The organism is Pseudomonas sp. B16120 (assembly GCF_044218845.1).
Classification (GTDB): Bacteria; Pseudomonadota; Gammaproteobacteria; order Pseudomonadales; family Pseudomonadaceae; genus Aquipseudomonas; species Aquipseudomonas paracarnis.
In genome coordinates this window covers 2855744-2875356 of sequence record NZ_CP162588.1, presented here as the reverse complement: position 1 = coordinate 2875356, position 19613 = coordinate 2855744, and the positions used below count along the sequence as shown (strand labels likewise).

The window sequence follows — 19613 nt, the reverse complement described above, 5'->3', positions numbered from 1 at the left end:
CGTGGATGATGCGAGTAATCATGGTTGCCATCGGCTCGGCCGGTGACGTTTTTCCCTTTATCGGCCTGGGAGCTGCCCTGACTGTGCGCGGTCATCAGGTCACCTTGTGCAGCATGCCGACGTTTCAGCGCGCCATTGAGGCGCAGGGGCTGAACTTCGTGCCGTTATGCGATGAGGCGACCTACAGCGCCGCCATGGGCGATCCCCTATTGTGGGACCCGAAGACCTCATTCGCCGTATTGTGGCAAGCCATCGCCGGCCTGCTGGAACCCGTCTACGACTATGTAACCACTCACAATACCGACGATACGGTGGTTGTCGGCTCACTATGGGCCTTGGGTGCACGTATCGCCCATGAAAAATACGGCATCCCTTATCTGTCCGTCCAAGTGTCGCCATCCACGTTGCTTTCTGCACATTTGCCACCCGTGCACCCCACCTTCAATGTGTCGCGGCGCTTGCCATTGACTCTGCGCAAGCTGCTCTGGCGCGGGATCGAATACCTGAGCCTGGACCGTACCTGTGCTCCCCAAATCAACGCACTACGCCACAAACATGGGCTACCAGGCGTGGTGAAGAACATCTTCAGTCAATGGATGCATGCGCCCCAAGGGGTGATATGCCTGTTCCCCGAATGGTTCGCCCCCGCACAGAAAGACTGGCCACAGCCTTTGCACATGGCCGGTTTCCCTCTGTTCGACGGTGGCGCCCCTGGGCTCGATGAGCCCACACGAGCCTTTCTGGTTGCCGGAGCGCCCCCTATTGTCTTCACTCAAGGCTCCACTGAGCACTTTGACCAGCAGTTTTATCGTTTCGCCCTGGCAGCGCTGCACAGGGTCGGTGCCCGCGGCATTTTTCTGACCGGTGACCGACCGCTCTTCACGGACCTGCCGCCCACCGTGATACAGCGCCCGTTTTTGCCGATGAGTTCGCTGTTGCCCCACGCGGCCGGTCTGGTCCACCCCGGCGGCATTGGCGCCATGAGCCAGGCGCTGGCGGCCGGCATTGCGCAGATTGTGCTGCCTATCGCTCATGACCAGTTCGATAACGCCGAACGCCTGGTGCGCATGGGATGCGGCATACGCCTTGCCCTACCGTTAAACAAACAGGACCTGGACGATGCGATCACAACGCTCTTGCACGACAGCCGGCTGCAAACGGCCTGTCGTCGAGCGAGCAGCCTGATGCCCTGCGACGCTGCCTCTTGTGAAACAGCGGTCAACGCCATTGAGCAGTGCCACGCGCGGCATTCAATGCCTCGCCTGCGCCAGGCCTCATAAACCACGAACGTCCAAGTGTAAGCACCGTGCCAGAGCGGTCGGGAAGCCTCGGCAAAGTTTGACAGAAATAGCTTGTGGGCTAGATTGCCAAGAATGCAGTAATCGAGGCGACTGTCCATGGAGAAGGAAAACGACCTCATTCGTTGGTGGGATTGCTTACGCATCGAGATGTGCAAGCAACAGGATGAGACTCAAGTGTTAGCGCTTCTGGAGCGTGAAGTGTTGCAACTGGGGTTCGAGTACTACGCCTATGGCGTACGTCACCTGACCCCTTTTACACGCCCCAGAACCGAGATATGCGGGTCCTACCCCGCAAGCTGGCTGGCACATTACGAGAAGCAAAACTACGCGGCTGTCGATCCGTCAATCCTTAGTGGCTTGCGCTCTACCGAGATGGTGGTATGGAACGACGCACTGTTTGATAACAGCCGCACGCTGTGGCAGGAAGCTCGGGACTGGGGCTTGTGCATCGGCGCCACACTGCCGATTCGAAGCCACGACCGTTCACTGCGGGTACTGTCCGTGGCTCGGCGCCAAGACATTATTTCGCAGGCTGAAAACAACGAGATTCAAGTGCGCCTGCGCTGCATCCTTGAACGGGTGACACTGCGCCTGACAGACCTGGGTGATAGCGAACGCGCCCACCAATCGGTCTGCCTGAGCCGGCGTGAGCGGGAGATCCTGCAGTGGACCGCCGACGGCAAGAGTTCAGGAGAAATTGCGCTGATCCTCACTATTTCCGTCAACACCGTAAACTTTCACCTCAAAGCCATTCAGAAGAAATTCGGGGCTGGCAACAAAACACTGGCGGCAGCCTACGCCGCTGCACAGGGCCTTATCTAGGGCCCGACAATTGCGATAAGGACGTCCAATGATCAGCATCATCACCCGTCGTCACCATGAACTGTCTGCAACGCTTGAGGACGACCTGGGCCGCTACCGACACGAAGTTTTCATCCAGCAATTGGGCTGGCAACTGGATTCCACGCACGCCCGGCCCCAACGCGAATTCGACCAGTTCGACCACGCGGATGCTCGTCATATCCTCGCCCTGGATGCCGAGCACCAAGTCTGCGGTTGCGCGCGGCTCTTGCCGACCACGCAACCTTATCTGCTGGCGCAAGTGTTCGGTTTTCTGTGCGACCAGCCAACCCCGCGAAGCAGCGACACCTGGGAGGTGTCGCGTTTTGCCGCGCGCGCGCTGGAGGAAGGCACCTTACCGATGCGCGTCTGGTGGAACAGCCTGAACCATGCCTGGAGCCAGGGCGCCAATCGGGTAGTGGCGGTGACCACACCCGCGCTAGAACGTTATTTTCTCAGGCATGGCGTGCAGTTGAGCCGCCTCGGTTCTCCGCAACGCGTGAATAAAGACCATGTGGTAGCGCTGAGTTTTCCGGCCTGGCAGAAAAACGGCCAAATCGCGTTACACGCAGAGTCGGCCGTTGCCTAGCGATGGGTGATCCCCACCTGTGCTTAAAGCCGGGGCATCGGCTGCGAACGCCTCAGGGAATCAGCGAGTAAATCAGTGAGGAAATGGCCACCAGACCGACCAGCGTCACGAACACATTCGAGGCCTGCCCCCGGTACTTGGCCATGGCCGGGACCTTGCGGATCGCGTACATCGGCATCAGGAACAATATCGACGCGATGATCGGCCCGCCCAGGGTCTCGATCATGCCAAGAATGCTCGGGTTGAGCGTGGCGACGATCCAGCACACCACCAACATGAAGGCGGCGGTCATGCGGTCCAGGGTCTTGGGTGCCGGGCGGCGGCCAGTCTTGACCACCAGGCCCTTGAGGCCCTCGCTGGCGCCGATGTAGTGGCCCAGGAACGACTTGGCAATCGCCACGAACGCAATCAACGGTGCGGCAAAGGCAATCGTCGGGTTATCGAAGTGGTTGGCCAGGTACGACAGGATCGACAGGTTCTGCGCTTTCGCTTCGGCCAACTGCGCGGGCGACAGGGTCAGCACGCAACTGAACACGAAGAACAGCACCATCGCCACCATCAGCAAGTGCGCGCGGGACAGGATCTGCGAGCTGCGCTCGTCGGCGTGTGCGCCGTACTGGCGCTTCTGGTCCACCGCGAAGGCCGAGATGATCGGTGAATGGTTGAACGAGAACACCATCACCGGAATCGCCAGCCACAGCGTGTTGAGCAGCGCCGAGGGTGCCGGCACTTCGCTGGCGGTGCTGAGAATGCCGCCATTCCAGTGCGGTACCAGGTACACCGCCAGGAACAGCAAGGCCACAATAAACGGGTACACCATCAAGCTCATGGCCTTGACGATCACTTGCTCACCGCAACGCACCACGGCCAGCAGACCCAAGATCAACACAAACGCCAGGATGGCCCGGGGCGGCGGCAGGATATGCAGCTGGTGCTCCATGAAGCTGCTGACGGTATTGGTCAGCGCCACGCTGTAGATCAGCAGGATCGGGAAGATCGCAAAGAAGTACAACAAGGTGATCAGTGCACCGGCCTTGATACCGAAATGCTCTTCAACCACGTCGGTAATGTCGGAACCTTCACGGCCGGACAGCACGAAACGGGTCAGCCCACGATGGGCAAAGAACGTCATCGGGAAGGCCAGCAACGCCAGGATCACCAGCGGCCAGAAGCCCCCCAGGCCCGCGTTGATAGGCAGGAACAAAGTACCGGCGCCAATGGCGGTACCGAATAGCCCGAGCATCCAGGTAGTGTCCTGGCGGCTCCAGCTTGTGAGCGTTGCAGGTGTCGTTGCATAGCGTTCGTCGACGCTATTGGCCTGATCATTCATCCGGTGGGATCTCCGCATTCACACGGCCAGCACGAGTCAGAAAAACCTGACAGGCAGCGCCCTGGCCGAAACAAGGGCCGGATTGTCCGGGATTCTCTTGGAGAAGCAAAGACTTAGCTGAGGAATGGTTAGGCGGAGCAGCTGGTCAAGTGGCCGCCCCCGTGAAGGTTTTGGATGGCTGAAACGTCGTACAAACATTACGTCTAAGTTTTAATAGGCCACCTATTGCGAGAAGAGTCCGACAACAAGTTCGGAAGCAGCCCGCTTCAAAATCATATTCTTAGTCATACAACCCCTCAACTGTTACAGGACCATACATAGCTATTGAGCACGCGCAAATTCGCACACTAATATCTTCGCGCACTGACCGACAAAGACGATAACAACACTTAACCAACCAGTAAGGAGTTTGATAATGCGAAGATTCACCCTTGCTTTTACCGGCCTGTTTTTCGCGGGTTTATTAGGCGCGCCGTCAAGTTACGCGAAATCGGTTGAGGCTGATGTTCGTGCCCTGGCCTCTTCGCCTCAATGGCTGACCACCAAGGTGTATATAGAGGGCGAGCCAGAAAACGACGTCAAGGCCAAATACCCCGGCGTGGTGGGGGCGGTTATTTCCTGGTCACTGGCGACAAGCAGACCCACATCCTGGTGCCCGACCTTGGCCCGCATCGCACCATCGTCAGAAGGCTGGAAAAATTGGACAACACCGAATTCACCTATTCTCGTGAAGTCCCTCGCGACATGGTAGCGACCAACCCTCCCGTTAGAGTCTATGTGGTACATGCGCCTTACACGGGGCCAATAAAGACTCAGATGTCAAACTAGTTAAACACCCTATTTATATCCAGCCATAAAAAACCAATAACAAACGAGGCACTTGTGATGAATCCATACGCTTCATTCAGATATCTATTCATGCCTGCACTGCTGGTAGCCGTACTGTTGCCCAGCGCAACCACGGTACAGGCCAACACGACACTGCCCACCAAAAGCATCGCCGCCACGTCCGATAACACCGTCATGTTGACCGTGTTTCTTAAACACGATCAATCACGCCCGCTGGGCGAATTGAAAGCCCAACTGGCCAAGCAGGAATTTCACAAGGCCTTCCCGCCGGAAGGTGTCGAAGTCGTCAGTTGGAATATCACCATGGGCATCGGGCAAGTCATCGTGCTGCGTTTACCGGCGTCTCGCCTGGCTCAAGTCAACCTGGCCATCGAGAACACGGCGTGGGGTGTCTACAAGACAGAATTCTTCCCGACCTACGATTTCATGCCGATCGCACAAAGAGAGCGGGCCCAGGCACGGCAACCGGGAACTACTCAGTAGCTGGCGCGACAGCGAAGGAGCCTGGGTGCGCGGGTTTGGGTTGCGCAGCCAGGTTTGACGTATCCGGAAATCTTGCAGGAGGTCAGCGCAATAACGGGTAGGTTCGGCGCATACTCATGCTCTCAAACCCTTCAGGAAGAGCCTTGCGATGCCCACCACTGTTCTGGTCCTGGTTGAAACCATCAACGAATACCTGCAAATCATCGAGAGCAACGACTTTCATGTGATCCTGGCGCCGACGCCTACTGAACGCGCCCAAGCAATCAAGACCCATGGGGGGCAGATTCAGGCCGTGCTGACCCGCGGGCCGCTTGGGCTGTATGCCGAAGAGATCGCCGCGTTGCCATTACTGGAGATCATCTGCGTGATTGGCGCCGGCTACGAACATGTGGACCTGCAAGCGGCAAGCAACCGCGGGATAGTGGTGACTAACGGTGCCGGCGTGAACGCACCCTCGGTGGCTGATCACGCCATGGCGTTGCTGTTGTCACTGGTGCGCGGGATTCCTCAGACCGACGCCGCTGTTCGCCGCAGCGAGTGGCCGAAGGTCATGCGCCCTTCCCTGGCCGGCAAACAACTGGGCATTCTCGGGCTGGGGGCCGTGGGCATGGAAATCGCCAAGCGCGCCGCCCTCGGGTTTGGCATGGAAGTGAGCTATCACAACCGCCAACCTCGCGATGACGTGGATTACACCTACTGCTCAACGGCCGTCGAACTGGCGCGCACTTCGGACTTCCTGATCCTGGCCACGCCCGGTGGGGCCGGCACTCGCCATCTGATCGATAAACATGCGCTGGATGCGTTGGGGCCCAATGGCTATCTGGTGAACATTGGCCGCGGCAGCGTAGTGGTGACCGCCGACCTGGTCGCCGCGCTGGAGCAGCGCCGCATCGGCGGCGCCGCGCTGGACGTGTTTGACGATGAGCCTGCAGTGCCCGATGCCCTCAAGCGCCTGAGCAATACCGTGCTGACGTCCCACGTGGCCGGCCTGTCCCCGGAAGCGGCCCATGACACGGTGCAGCGCGTCGCTGATAACCTGGTGGAATACTTTGCCGGCCGCCCCGTGCTTACACCGGTGGCCTTGCCAGCGCCTGCAAAATGACCGATCAGGCACGCTGATCACCCTTCAACACGCTAACCTATTAAGCCGCCCCGGCCTTGTCGCTGGGCGGCTGTGCGCATTAGATTAGGAAATAGTCCAAGGCCTTTAGAATAAGCAGAAGGGATAAGCATGGCGCTGAACGACCAATCGACCCAGATTCGCCCAGGCGAAGAACTTGATGCCAGCCTGATCGATCCCTACCTCAAAGCTCATATTCCGGGCCTGAGCGGTACCGTCAAAATCAGCCAGTTCCCTGGTGGCGCGTCGAACCTGACTTACCTGCTGGAATACCCCGACCAGGAATTTGTTCTGCGTCGCCCGCCGTTTGGTCACAAGGCCAAGTCTGCCCACGACATGGGCCGCGAATACCGCATTCTCAACCAGCTCAAAGATGGCTTTCCGTACTGCCCCAAGGCTTATGTGCACTGCACCGATGAATCGGTGATCGGCGCCGAGTTCTATGTGATGGAGCGCGTCAACGGCATCATCCTGCGCTCCGACCTGCCGGCTGAGCTGGGCCTGGACGCCACCCGCACCGAGGCCTTGTGCAAGAGCTTTATCGACAAATTCGTCGAACTGCACCAGGTCGACTACCGCGCCTGCGGCCTGGCCGACCTGGGCAAGCCCGAAGGCTACGTGGCGCGGCAGATTCGCGGCTGGGGCGAGCGCTATGAAAAAGCCCTGACGCCCGATGCGCCAAAATGGGAGGCGGTACGCGCCTGGCTCGACGACAAGATGCCAGCCGATCACTCCACCTCCAGCATCGTGCACAACGACTACCGCTTCGACAACGTGATCCTCGACCCGCACAACCCGATGCAGATCATCGGCGTGCTGGACTGGGAGCTGACCACCCTGGGCGACCCGTTGATGGACCTGGGCAACACCCTCGCCTACTGGATCGAGGCTGCGGACCCGGCGCCGGTGCAACTGATGCGCCGCCAGCCGAGCAACGCCCCCGGTATGCTCACCCGCCGCCAGTTTGTCGACTACTACGCCAAGCGCTCCGGCATCCAGATCGACAATTTCGATTTCTATTACACCTACGGCCTGTTCCGCCTGGCCGGGATTGTGCAGCAGATCTACTACCGCTTCTTCCATGGCCAGACCCAGGACAAACGCTTCGCGCAGTTCATCCACATGAACAAACTGCTGGAGCAGATGAGCCTGAATGTCATCGGCAAATCAGCGCTCTGAGTGCAACTACAAGGAACCCTCATGTCCAAGACCAACCTGTTCGACCTCGATGGCAAGATTGCGTTTGTTTCCGGCGCCAGCCGTGGCATCGGTGAAGCCATCGCCAAGTTGCTGGCCCAGCAAGGCGCCCATGTGATTGTCTCCAGCCGTAAGCTGGAGGGTTGCCAGCACGTGGCCGATGCGATCATCGCCGAGGGCGGCAAAGCCACGGCCATTGCCTGCCATATTGGTGAAATGGAACAGATCACCCAGGTGTTCGCCGGCATTCGTGAACAGTTCGGCCGCCTGGATATCCTGGTCAACAACGCCGCCACCAACCCGCAGTTCTGTAATGTACTGGACACCGACCTGGGCGCATTCCAGAAGACCGTTGACGTGAATATCCGTGGTTACTTCTTCATGTCGGTGGAAGCCGGCAAGCTGATGCGCGAGAACGGCGGCGGCAGCATCATCAACGTGGCCTCGATCAACGGCATCTCGCCCGGCGTGTTCCAGGGCATCTACTCGGTGACCAAGGCCGCCGTAATCAACATGACCAAGGTGTTTGCCAAGGAATGTGCGGCCTTTGGAATCCGTTGCAACGCGCTGCTGCCGGGCCTGACCGATACCAAGTTTGCCTCGGCGCTGGTCAAGAATGATTCCATCCTGAAAATGGCCCTGGCCCAGATCCCGCTCAAGCGCGTGGCCGACCCCAGCGAAATGGCTGGCGCGGTGCTGTACCTGGCCAGTGATGCGTCGAGCTATACCACTGGGGTTTCGCTGAATGTGGACGGTGGTTTCTTGTCCTGACGCCCCAGGCGCCATCGGTGGCAGACGGGGCTGAGCCGTCTGCCATCAGACTCAGACTCGCACGCCGCTCATATCGATCTTGAATAGCACCAGTTTGCCGTCTGGCAGGGTCGCGCCAATCACCTTGAACAGCCGCTGACGGTCCAGCGCATCCGCTACCTGTTGCCGGGCCCCTGGATCACTGCGGTCCAACTTCTTCAACACGCGTCTAACCCAGCCATCCTCCATCTGGAAATGCTCATAGACCCTCTGCATGCTGACATTGCGCGGTTTGGCATGCTTGACCTCAAGCACGTAGACATCGCCCGCGGGCCCTTTGAACACCAGATCGAAACCGTTTTGACCGCCACCGTAGGTTCCACCAGGGATGATTTGATAGCCATCATTGACCAGTAGTGCGCGGTACATCTTCTCATTGGCAAGCCCACGGCCCTTTGCATCCTGAATACTCAGCGTCTTCCAATGATCAAACAACGCTATTTCATCCGCGCGCCTTTGCCGATGGGGATAATGAAACTGGTCGTTGGCGGCCACTGCGTCGACATTGAACGAGCCCTCACGGCGTACCGCAACGGTGGCCATGCCTTGAAACGGATCAAACTGCACAATGCCCATGGGTAGGGCGAGGCCGTCGGCCTTGGCCTGTATCCCCTGTAACAGCCGACCATAGGGATAACCATGGGTCCAGATGTGCGTATCAATCTTGCGATCTTGCAGGTGCGCGGGTGCATTGCGGATAGCCGGGTTATCGAATGCAATCATCTGCCGCGCATACTGGCGCATGTAGCAGTACGTTTGCCTGTCCTGCGTCGACATCACGCCCTGGCTCATATCACTGGTAACAGTGGTGTAGCCCAGAACCTTGCGGGCCGCGCGAATGATGGCGCCGATGCTGCCCAAGCGCATCTCGGGCACCCACGAAGCACGGCTGCCACCGGTATCCAGGTAAACACCCGGCGCATGGCTGTGTGCATTGGGAATCATCTGGTATTTATTTCTCGTGCTATCAAGATCGACGCGAACCACTACGCCCCCCACCTCCAGATAGCTGGCGATTGAGTCACCAGAGATCTGAATGATGCCGTCTTCGGTGATGGCCCCGCTTTGCTGCCACACCCCACGCGCGTCAGGTACGTAAAGTTTGTTATCGCCCGCTTTGAAGAACGCCAACGAGAACCGGGCATCGCCGTAGTAGCTCTGCCCGCCCATGACGTACTGTCTTTTCCCCTGGATAGCCGGCCCCGTCGTTGCGCCCCCACCTCGTGCATCGTAAAGCTGCAGATCCAACCGTGGATCCCGCGGCACGGGGGCGGCCATCGGCATCGACACCGGTGCACTGGCATGAGCCGCCGTCGTCACGCCGGTCCAGGTCCAAGTGCCCCCCACTCTGCTGACAGCAGATGGGCTGGCCGCCAGTTGATGAGCCAAGCGCGGGTGATAAGTGCCGCTGGCCGGGTGATAGTCCACTTGCACTGTCTGCCCGGTATCCAGATCAATGTAACTGCGGCCGGCAGCCTGACGAACACCCTCGGCATTTGCGGGCCCAAGCGCATCGCCCGTTACCCACACTGCCTGCGGCGGCAGCGGCCCAGGCAGATCCAGCGCACTTATGTGCGCGACCCCAAGCGCGTCGCCGTGCCCGGTGCGCTGCACGCCTTGATTCACAGGTTGAAGGGAAGGAACCTGACGGCCATAGTCCCTGACCATGACGGTGTCGGCACCCAAGCCGATACGTGAGGGTGATACATGCGCGGTCCTGGGTGATTGAGGTTTTTGCTGCATAAAAAATCCCTTTTCAATGATCTATCAAACTGAATCGGCACCGATAAACCGCAGTTGCGCAGACGTCACAGTGCGCTGGGGATCAGCGTCCGCTCCCCAGCAATCGCGACCTGCATCGTAATGAATACCTGACACCGTACCGTCCTCCAGCTCAAGGCCGACGATACGCAACTGACGCACCATCACGGTCGTCCACTGGCGAGAACGGCGCAGCGCACCCAGTACCTCATCGATGCTCGAATAACGGCAAGCATCCAGTTGCACGAGGCAGATCGCGCCCAGGTCCTGGCGAATGTCGTACTGCTCGCCCTGCAGGGTGTGTACGCTGACCTGTTCCAGCGGTATCGAAGGGTCTGTCACGGGAGGCAGCAACACTGTCACGCTGCCAACGGTCAGCGTGTCGTTGATCAGGGCGATATGCGCCCGCTCAATCAACTCGCCAAGACCGGCGGTATTGATCCGCCAGAACGACGCGTCCGCCGTTTTGGCCAACGCCCCCGGCGTGGACAGGGCAATCGTTGAGCCTGCGCTGGGCACGACCTCGTAGGTCGATGAGCGCCCCATCAGCGCATAAGGCCTCTGGTAATGGGGCGGTACAGGAATAACGACTTTCTGTTGCACCGATTGCAACCAGATGCCCTTGGCGCTGTGCGGTCGAAAAAACCCGTGCACGCCGGGCTTTTCTATCAAGGCAGAGCTGCCGTCGAAGGTCTTGAACCCGGGCGAGGCACGGTCTTGGATATAGGATTGCTGGGCCGCCTGCACGCGGTATGAGACGCCGTCATTCATGACCAGCACGAATCGGCAGTCCAGCGTCAAGGCCACCGCGATGATGTTTGAGGTCACGTTGGTGCGCGCCGAAGAACGATCGCTGGCATAGTGGGCGAGGACCAATTGGCTGCCGTCGATGAACCTGATGGTCAATCTCACGTCGCTGTAGGTCAGCGAATCGAAGTGTCCACTCCTGCGCAGGGTCACGCGGTAGTGGGCCAAGGCCTGGAGAATCTCCCGCGACGAATAGTCCACGTACAGCACGCACGCGGTGGTGTCGCCCTTGAGGCGAACATCGAGCACCTTTGCACCTGGCCCGCGTTCGACGAACCCACGCGTAGAACGCCCATGGGGCACCACGAACGTGCCAGCGCCCAACACCTTGTCCAGGCTGACGTCCTGGCCGCCCGCTCTCACGGCAACGGTGACGTTAGTGTCCTCGCTGCCCATCAACACCGGTTCAAGGATCGGCTCAAGCGTATAGCCGTCCTCCGTGAGAAACAGCAGGTTGTGCTTGTTCAAGCGGCGCTGCTCATCACTGGACGTATAGAGCGGCTCAAGCTTGATGACTTGCTCCGGCAGTTCGCCGTCCACGCCCCTCCACGCCACGATGACCAGCGCACAGCCCTGGATACGCCAACTGCTGATAGACGCCAACGGCCAGCGCATCTCAATCACAGAGCCCTCGGCCCAGTCCTGCTCATGCAATGTCACCGCGCCAGGGTTGCTGGCAATCACATAACGGTCTTTGCCCGCCCCACCGTCCACCCAGGCGCCAGCGCCCAGCACAATCACTGTATCGTTGCCCTCTGCGGCTTCGATCCGATCGTTGTGACCGGCGGCGACCAGGGTATTGGCCTGTGCTGAACCCTTGAGATGGTTGGCAAGCCCGGTTGGGGTGTAGATATTTTCTATCGAGTCCAGGCTGATCGAAGGATAAGGCGGCGACTTGTCGATATCCTTGCGCCGCACCACAGTGCCCGCCTGCAGGTCGATGGCATAACCTGCCGTCCCGTCCTCATAAATTGTCGAGTTAGCCAGGTAAAGCGTATCGCTGCCCTCCTCGCCACGCAGCTCGCTGGCCGGGCTATTCGCATCGGTTTCGTCCAGTATGGCCGTCGGCATGTCATACCTGAACAGGTCGTTCCTGGCGCCCCCGGTGAGCTGCTTGTGGCCTTCACCGAAGCGGAAAATGTTCGGGTTGCCAGTCGAACCTTTGACCTTGTCATTACCTCCCCCCAGTTGCCAGAGCACAGCCGCATCCACGGCAGTACTGTCATACACCGCACCCGGCAGACGGTCAACCGGGGTATTGGACGCATCGACTTCATCATCTTGGTCAATCACCGTGGGCTCTGTGGTATCGATGTACGGATCTTCACCCTCGGCCTCGTTCCAGCGGCGCTTCCAATGGCGGACTGGCCTCAACCGCACCTCAAACCCGCCATTGACCACCGCCTGCACGGTGCCTTTGAGCGCGCCTTTAAGCCAGGCATCGGCCTGCTCCTCCAGTTGCTGCGCATACTGTTGTTCCATCCGGGCCACGACGTACCGATCGCGTATGGCCCTCTCCTGCTCCTTGCCTTGAAAGGCCAACCAGCCCGCGTGCAGGCGCTCGAAGATACTCAGTTCGATGTAATCATCAATGTCATCCACCTGACGAACCGCAGCATAGAGTTGCGTGCCAAAGATCAGTACGGCAGCGGCGGCAATGCCCAGCGGGCCGGCCACGCTGAACCCGGCCAACGCAGCGGCACTCAGGGCCACAGCCACGCTGGCGCTCACAATACTGAAGCCGGCATTGACGTAATGGTCCATGGCTTCCTTGCCGGTACTCTTGGCTGCCTTGGCGAACGACTCCTTGGCATTGAGATAATCAAAGGGCAACGTCAGCACCAACGCAAACAGGCTGGCCCCCCGTCGCAGGGCCTGGCCAAGGCAACTGGTGCTGAAACCTGCAAATACCTTGCGACCGTTTTCCAGCAGCCGTCTGCCGAGTTTTTCCAGCGCCAGCTCCAGTGCAGCCCCTGTGAGGTTGGCCAATAACTCAGCGCCGGTGACCACCGACCTATTGATGTCGCCGGTTTTGATCGCCTCGGCCAAGGCGCTGATTGCGCTGTAATACCCGTAAGCTGCAAGCCCCGCGCCCATGACCGCCAGGCTTCGGCTTTTCTTCGGCTCGACCCAGCGAGGCATTCCCTCCAACTGCGCCGCTTGGTTGAGATTGGTTTTCTGTACTGAACGCAACAGGTTATCGAGCTTGCCGACTGCACCAGGATGTTCGTCTCCCGGCTTCGCCAACAGCAGAGGTGGTGCCTGTACCGAACGCAATGCCGCGAACTCGAATAACAGTGCGGCACTGTTGTCACTGACCGAGTCATTCCTGCGCAGACACCGATGCAGTCTGGATGCCGAGAATCGGATCGCATCAAGCAGCGTCTGGTCTGCTTCGCGTACTGCCAGGTGATGGGCCTTTACCGGTTTTCCCGCCATGTAGGCCCCCATGGCGGCAAGGTCTCTACGCTGGACAGTCAGCTCGCCCACAACCAATGGCCCCAGGCTCTGATCCAGGGCAAGCAATGCTGCTTGCCTTTTTTTCGCAGGTGTTTCGATTGTCGCCATGCGTCCGCCTCCCTATGCCACGACGTAAACAGGGATAGTGGCGGCCAACAGGACCCAGGCAACGGTAGATGCTTATGCGTACCGGCAATTGACGCACAGATAGTTTGAGCCCATAGCGCAAGCGAGTAATCTTGGCGCGGAGTGAAGCCTTGGGATGAAACATGGAACTGCACGTGGTAATCAATGGCCGCAAGGACCTGGCCGAACAGCTCTACCAGCAGTTGCGCGAAGCCATCGCCACCGGGCGGCTGTCGGCAGGCGCACAGCTGCCCCCCAGCCGACTGCTCGCCGAACAACTGGGCATCTCGCGCAAGACCGTGTCGGACACCTACGCCACCTTGACCTACGAGGGCCTGCTGATTGGCAAGATCGGCCGCGGTACTTTCGTCAATGCCTGGGCGCCACAGCCCGACCGCGTGCAAACCGCCACCGACCTGGCGTGTGCCGCCAACCTGGGCAAATGGGCGGCACTGCCCTCACCCATGGGCCACCCCGCCCGCGAGGAGATCCTGCGCTACGAATTTATCGGTGGCGCGACGACACGCCACCAATTCCCACAGGATGAATGGCGGCGTTGCACCCAGGATGCGTTGCGTCGCATCGCCCAAAACAGTGGTTTTTACAGCCAGCCAGAAGGCGTGCCCGCCCTGCGCGATGCCATCGCCGGGCATATCGCGTTTTCCCGTGGGGTCAAATGCGGCGCCCGCGATATCGTAGTCACCAACGGCGCACAGCAGGCGCTGGACCTGCTTGCCCGCGTGGTGCTTGAACCCGGCAGCCTGGTCGCGATGGAAGACCCCGGCTACAGCCCCGCACGCCAATTGTTCGTCGCGATGGGCGCCCGCGTCGCCAGTGTTGCCGTCGACGAACAGGGCCTGCAGGTCGACCAGATCCCGGATGGCACGCGCCTGATCTATGTGACGCCGTCCCACCAATTCCCCCTCGGCATGCCCATGAGCCAGGCGCGGCGCGAAGCCCTGCTGGACCGCGCCATCGCGCTCGGCGCGATCATCATCGAAGACGATTACGACAGCGAATTCCGCTACGAAGGCCGCCCCACCGACTCCCTGCAAAGCATGGATACCCGCGGCGTGGTCACCTACGTCGGCACCTTTTCCAAAACCCTGTCGCCGGAGTTGCGCCTGGGCTACGCGGTGCTGCCGCCGGCCATTTATGGTGCGGTGCTCAAGGCCAAGCAATTGACCGACCAGCACAGCGCTACCTTGCCGCAGTGGGCACTGGCCAAGTTCATCAGCGAAGGCTACCTGCTCAAGCATATTCGCCGCTGTCACGGGGTCTATGCGGGGCGTCGCGAACGCATCCTGCAGCGTCTGGCGGGCGATCTGTCGCCGTGGTTCGAGGCAGTACCGACGGTGGCGGGCTTTCACCTGGCGGCCCTGTGCAAGGTGCCGGTGAATATTCCATTGCTGATGGAACGGGCGCGTCAGGTCGAGGTGGGTTTATACCCCTTGGACGTGTTTTTTCACGACAAGCCGGTGCGCTCGGGGCTGATTCTGGGGTTCGGCGCCATCGAGACTCTGGATATCGACCCGGCGCTGGACAAGGTCCGCGATATTCTCCTGCAGATTGGCTAGGCAGTTTTCCGCCGCATTGGTCATTGGTGGCAAGCCCCCGGCGGCGTAGGGTGAAGCGGTCTTTCACCCGATGGAACCCTCATCATGAAACGCTTATTCGCTGCCACCCTGATGCTCGCCTCCCTCAGTGCATTTGCCCACGACCCGGTCTACAACAAGGAAACGCTCAAGGTGCTGCAAGAGCACGCCTTGACCAACGTGACGGGCAAGAAAACCATCATGCTCACCGTGGACTATGCCCCCGGCCAGGCCACCGTGCCCCACAGCCACACCGGCACCGCCGTGGCTTATGTGCTCGAAGGCGAGATCACCTCGCGGGTCAATGATGAAAAGGCGATCACCTACAAAGCCGGGCAATCGTTCTACGAGCCGGCCGGCTCGCGGCATTTTGAGTCAAGCAATGCCAGCCAGACCCAACCGGCCAAGCTGCTGGTGGTGATGGTGCTGGATGACAAAGCTGAGGTACTCACCCCGCTTCCCAAGTAATCAGCAACACCACAAAACCCATGTGGGAGCTGGCTTGCCTGCGATAGCGGTGGACCCGCCAGCTCATCTTTTACTGGCCCACCGTTATCGCAGGCAAGCCAGCTCCCACAGTTTTAACCGTATCTGGTCAGGGACGTTTGAACAGGTTGCGCTGGTGTTCAATGCGCTGGCGGCACTCACAACCCTCCAGATGATCATTGACCATTCCCATCGCCTGCATCAACGCATACATCGTGGTCGGGCCGACGAAGGTCCAGCCGCGTTTCTTCAGGGCCTTGGACAAGCGCACCGAAGCCGCTGAGGTCGGATTGGCCGTCCAGTAAGCCATGTCCACCACTGCCGGCCGCTCTTGCGCGCCGGGTTCGAACGCCCACAGCCAGCGCGCCAGCGAACCGGTCTCCTCCACCAGTTCACAGGCCCGGCGTGCGTTGTTGATGGCCGAGATGATTTTCGCCCGATTGCGCACGATGCCCGGCTCGCTCATCAACCGCTCGATGTCCGTCTCGCCGTACTGCGCCACCCGGCGAAAATCAAAACCCTCGAACACCTGTCGAAAGTTTTCGCGCTTGCGCAGGATGGTGATCCACGCCATCCCCGCCTGAAAGCCCTCCAGGCAGATCTTCTCGTACAACGCGATGTCATCCGCCACCGGCACACCCCACTCGTGGTCGTGGTAATGCAGGTAAGCAGGCGCTGCAGTGCGCCAGGCGCAATACATGCGCCCTGCTTCGTCGGTTGTCAGCCCTGATTGATCCATCCATCACCTCGTATGCCCAAGGCGATGATACGCAAAAAAAATTAATCCCCGCCAACCGCTCAAGCATCGTACTTGCCGACCAACTGGTCAGACCGGGACCTGCCAACCGCCAAATATTTACTTGTGATTTGAAAAAAACCGAGCGTAGACTGGCCCCGCACTGGACTTACCGGTAAGACCACAACAATTAAGCCCTGGAACCACCAGGGCACCGAATAGAGATCCCTCCCATGCTCAGATGGTGCTCGCGTTCGATTTTCCTGCAAGTCGTGATTGGCCTGATGCTCGGCATCGCCTGCGGCCTGGCCCTCCCCGAATTCTCCTCGCAACTCAAACCCTTGGGTGACGGCTTTATCAAGCTGATCAAAATGCTGATCGGCCTGATCGTGTTCTGCGTGGTGGTCAGCGGTATTTCCGGCGCGGGCGACTTAAAGAAGGTCGGACGCATCGGCCTCAAGTCGGTGATCTATTTTGAGATGCTGACCACCGTCGCCCTGGTGCTCGGCCTGATCATGGCCTTCAGCACCGGCATCGGCAGCGGCGCCAATATTCACCTGGAGCAACTCTCTTCCGCCGGTTTGAATGAACTGGCGGACAAGGGCCAGCACATCCGCGGCACCAGCCAGTTTCTGATGGAGTTGATCCCCAACTCGGTAGTCGGCGCCTTTGCCGATAATAACGTGCTGCAAGTGCTGTTGTTTTCGGTGTTGTTCGGCAGCGCGCTGAACCTGGTGGGCGAAGCGGCCAGCGGGATTTCGCGACTGATCAACGAATTGAGCCATGTGATCTTCCGCATCATGGGCATGATCGTGCGCCTGGCGCCGATTGGCGTATTCGGTGCCATCGCGTTCACCACCAGCACCTATGGCCTCGATTCACTGCAACACCTGGGCAGCCTGGTGGGGCTTTTCTACCTGACCTGTTTTGCCTTTGTGGCGGTGATCCTCGGGCTGGTGATGCGCCTGTCGGGCCTGCGCATGTTGCCGCTGCTCAAGTACCTGCGCGAAGAACTGCTGATCGTGATGGGCACCGCGTCGTCCGACGCGGTGTTGCCGCAGATCATGCGTAAACTGGAACACCTGGGCATCGGCAGCTCCACCGTGGGCCTGGTGATTCCCACCGGCTATTCGTTCAACCTCGACGGTTTTTCCATCTACCTGACCCTGGCTATCGTGTTTATCGCCAACGCCACCGGCACACCGCTGTCGATGACCGACTTGCTGACCATCCTCCTGGTATCGTTGATCACCTCCAAGGGCGCCCATGGCATTCCAGGCTCGGCATTGGTGATTCTGGCGGCAACGCTCACAGCGATTCCGGCGATTCCGGTGGTCGGCCTGGTGTTGGTGCTGGCCGTGGACTGGTTCATGGGCATCGGCCGTGCGCTGACCAACCTGATCGGCAATTGCGTGGCCACCGTGGCGATTGCACGCTGGGAAAAAGACATTGATATCCAGCGCGCCAACAAGGTGCTCGACGGCCAGCAAGGCTATGCCTTCCAGGCCAAGAAGCCGGTACTGCCGGCGCATCAGGAGTTCTAGGACAACACCCATCCAATGTGGGAGCTGGCTTGCCTGCGATAGCGGTGGGTCAGCGTCAACTGTAGTGCCTGACACTCAGTCATCGCAGGCAAGCCAGCTCTCACTTTGGACCTTCGCCAGACTGAATACTGTATGAGCAACATCAAGGAGCCTTCGACGTGATCAGCACCTCAACCGTCGTCAATTCAGTGGTAGAAAAACTGCGCGCCGCCTTGGCGCGAGGCCAGTGGCGCCGCGGTGAAATGCTGCCCGGTCAACGCGAACTGGCCGAACAGCTAGGTATCAGCCGCCCGAGCCTGCGCGAAGCGGTAATCGTGCTGGAGACCCTCGGCCTGGTGCGCTCCATGCCCGGCAAAGGCGTGGTCGTGCTGGAAACCAGCGTCAGCGAGCCGCAATCGAGCGACGCCGTGGCCGATGCCAGCCTCGAGGACATCCTGCAACTGCGCTACACCCTCGAACCCTTCATCGTCGGCCTGGTGGCCCAGTCCATCAGCAGCAAGGAAATCGGCCAACTGCGCCTGACCCTGATGGACATGCGCGAGGCCCTCGATGCCGGCGATGCCGAAGCCGGCATGAACGCCTATATCGACTTCCATGAAGAATTGTTCGCCCTGACCTCCAACCCGATCTTCCAGAACGTGGTGCAGCAAACTAGCACCGCGCTCAAACAAAGCGCCCAGGTACTGCGCAACTCGCCTGAACACCTGGCCGAACGCTTGCAAGAGAACGAAGCCGTGGTACGCGCCATCCGCAACAAGAACAGCGCCCTGGCCAGTGCCGAAATGCGTCGGCACATCCTGCAGGAAGGCCTGCGCATGGGCATTCGCTTGAATATCCCGGACGACCATCTGGGCAGTTGATTTTCGGAGACCGGCCATGAACGCTCACGCCCTGCAACGCGACTCTACCCTCACGTCCCTACGCTGGACGCCCGAAAAAAAGCCCTCGGTGGACGATATCTACCCACGCTTGTTCGACGCCATTCTTGAGCAACGCATTGCGCCCGCCAGCCGCTTCACCGAAGAAGGCCTGGGCGAACTCTTTGGCGTGAGCCGCAGCGTGATTCGCCGAGTGCTCGCCAAGCTGTCCCATCAGCAAGTGGTCATCCTGCGCCCCAACCAGCGCGCCCAGGTCGCCGCGCCGGATGCCCAGCACACACGGCAGATTCTGGAAGCACGGCGTCTCACCGAAATGACCGTGGTGCAACTGGCCTGCGCCCAAGCCACAGCGATGCAGATTCGCCAACTGCGCGAGCTGATTGCACAGGAGCGCGACGCCATTGAGCGTGACCAACGGGGGCCGGCGATCCGGTTTTCGGGAGAGTTTCATCTGCAACTGGCGCACATGGCAGGCAATGCGCCGTTGGCGCAGTTTCTCAACAGCCTGGTGCCGTTGACGTCGTTGATCATTGCGCAATTTGAAGTAAAAGCCTGCACCTATTGCGCGTGGCAGGAGCATGTGGCGATTGTGGATGCCGTGGAACAGCGCGACGCTCACACGGCCGTCGCCCTGATGACCCAGCACCTGGATCACCTGGAAACCCGACTACTCAAACACCACTGACGCCAAGTGAATGAAG

The 19613-nt window shown here is 59.8% G+C and carries 16 protein-coding genes and 1 pseudogene; 13 read left to right on the top strand and 4 right to left on the bottom strand.

Translation table 11 applies throughout. The features are described 5' to 3' along the window. Positions 1-8 precede the first annotated feature (8 nt). The 3 genes from AB4P90_RS13440 (at position 9) to AB4P90_RS13430 (ending at position 2730) form a co-directional block, all read left to right on the top strand. Positions 9-1280 carry a glycosyltransferase gene (locus AB4P90_RS13440; protein WP_014718332.1) on the top strand — a complete coding sequence of 424 codons (1272 nt, stop codon included), beginning with the start codon at positions 9-11 and terminating at the stop codon, positions 1278-1280. 117 nt (positions 1281-1397) lie between these two features. Beyond that, positions 1398-2123 (top strand): autoinducer binding domain-containing protein, encoded by a 726-nt coding sequence (locus tag AB4P90_RS13435; protein WP_032902143.1) that lies wholly within the window; start codon positions 1398-1400, stop codon positions 2121-2123. A gap of 28 nt (positions 2124-2151) precedes the next feature. Next, positions 2152-2730: an acyl-homoserine-lactone synthase gene (locus AB4P90_RS13430; RefSeq protein WP_014718330.1), complete on the top strand. Its 579-nt coding sequence runs from the start codon at positions 2152-2154 to the stop codon at positions 2728-2730. 52 nt (positions 2731-2782) lie between these two features. Here AB4P90_RS13430 and AB4P90_RS13425 read toward each other — a convergent pair whose 3' ends face one another. Continuing rightward, on the bottom strand, positions 2783-4060 hold the full coding sequence (locus AB4P90_RS13425) for a serine/threonine transporter (RefSeq protein ID WP_014718329.1): 1278 nt from the start codon (positions 4058-4060) through the stop codon (positions 2783-2785). 415 nt (positions 4061-4475) lie between these two features. On the opposite strand from AB4P90_RS13425, the pseudogene AB4P90_RS13420 reads away from it, so the two are divergent. The 5 genes and pseudogenes from AB4P90_RS13420 (at position 4476) to AB4P90_RS13400 (ending at position 8480) form a co-directional block, all read left to right on the top strand. Continuing rightward, a pseudogene (locus AB4P90_RS13420) lies at positions 4476-4888 on the top strand (DUF4822 domain-containing protein). 90 nt (positions 4889-4978) lie between these two features. Beyond that, positions 4979-5392, top strand: a complete 414-nt coding sequence (locus AB4P90_RS13415) for a hypothetical protein (protein ID WP_019820183.1) — start codon at positions 4979-4981, stop codon at positions 5390-5392. Between the two features lie 148 nt (positions 5393-5540). Then, the gene (locus AB4P90_RS13410) at positions 5541-6494 is read left to right on the top strand and encodes a 2-hydroxyacid dehydrogenase (RefSeq protein WP_014718326.1); all 954 of its coding nucleotides are present in this window, start codon (positions 5541-5543) and stop codon (positions 6492-6494) included. Positions 6495-6623: 129 nt separating this feature from the next. Next, complete coding sequence (locus AB4P90_RS13405) at positions 6624-7691, top strand: phosphotransferase family protein (RefSeq protein ID WP_395605977.1); 1068 nt, start codon at positions 6624-6626, stop codon at positions 7689-7691. 21 nt (positions 7692-7712) lie between these two features. Continuing rightward, positions 7713-8480 (top strand): SDR family oxidoreductase, encoded by a 768-nt coding sequence (locus tag AB4P90_RS13400; RefSeq protein ID WP_014718324.1) that lies wholly within the window; start codon positions 7713-7715, stop codon positions 8478-8480. A 51-nt stretch (positions 8481-8531) separates the two neighbouring features. Here the strand turns inward: AB4P90_RS13400 and AB4P90_RS13395 are convergent, their stop codons facing one another. Beyond that, positions 8532-10262: a hypothetical protein gene (locus AB4P90_RS13395; RefSeq protein WP_395605976.1), complete on the bottom strand. Its 1731-nt coding sequence runs from the start codon at positions 10260-10262 to the stop codon at positions 8532-8534. Positions 10263-10286: 24 nt separating this feature from the next. Then, positions 10287-13655, bottom strand: coding sequence for a calcium-binding protein (locus tag AB4P90_RS13390; protein ID WP_395605975.1), 3369 nt, complete (start codon positions 13653-13655; stop codon positions 10287-10289). Between the two features lie 161 nt (positions 13656-13816). Between AB4P90_RS13390 and AB4P90_RS13385 the strand changes: the two genes are divergently transcribed. Together AB4P90_RS13385 and AB4P90_RS13380 are read left to right on the top strand one after the other, a co-directional pair. Then, positions 13817-15250: a PLP-dependent aminotransferase family protein gene (locus AB4P90_RS13385; protein WP_014718321.1), complete on the top strand. Its 1434-nt coding sequence runs from the start codon at positions 13817-13819 to the stop codon at positions 15248-15250. An 84-nt stretch (positions 15251-15334) separates the two neighbouring features. Continuing rightward, positions 15335-15736 (top strand): cupin domain-containing protein, encoded by a 402-nt coding sequence (locus tag AB4P90_RS13380; protein ID WP_395605974.1) that lies wholly within the window; start codon positions 15335-15337, stop codon positions 15734-15736. 127 nt (positions 15737-15863) lie between these two features. Here AB4P90_RS13380 and AB4P90_RS13375 read toward each other — a convergent pair whose 3' ends face one another. Beyond that, positions 15864-16493 (bottom strand): DNA-3-methyladenine glycosylase I, encoded by a 630-nt coding sequence (locus tag AB4P90_RS13375; RefSeq protein ID WP_395605973.1) that lies wholly within the window; start codon positions 16491-16493, stop codon positions 15864-15866. A gap of 215 nt (positions 16494-16708) precedes the next feature. Between AB4P90_RS13375 and AB4P90_RS13370 the strand changes: the two genes are divergently transcribed. The 3 genes from AB4P90_RS13370 (at position 16709) to AB4P90_RS13360 (ending at position 19597) form a co-directional block, all read left to right on the top strand. Further along, on the top strand, positions 16709-18034 hold the full coding sequence (locus tag AB4P90_RS13370) for a C4-dicarboxylate transporter DctA (RefSeq protein ID WP_169855370.1): 1326 nt from the start codon (positions 16709-16711) through the stop codon (positions 18032-18034). 158 nt (positions 18035-18192) lie between these two features. Then, positions 18193-18894: a FadR/GntR family transcriptional regulator gene (locus AB4P90_RS13365; RefSeq protein ID WP_014718317.1), complete on the top strand. Its 702-nt coding sequence runs from the start codon at positions 18193-18195 to the stop codon at positions 18892-18894. A 16-nt stretch (positions 18895-18910) separates the two neighbouring features. Next, positions 18911-19597 carry a GntR family transcriptional regulator gene (locus AB4P90_RS13360; RefSeq protein ID WP_014718316.1) on the top strand — a complete coding sequence of 229 codons (687 nt, stop codon included), beginning with the start codon at positions 18911-18913 and terminating at the stop codon, positions 19595-19597. Positions 19598-19613 lie beyond the last annotated feature (16 nt).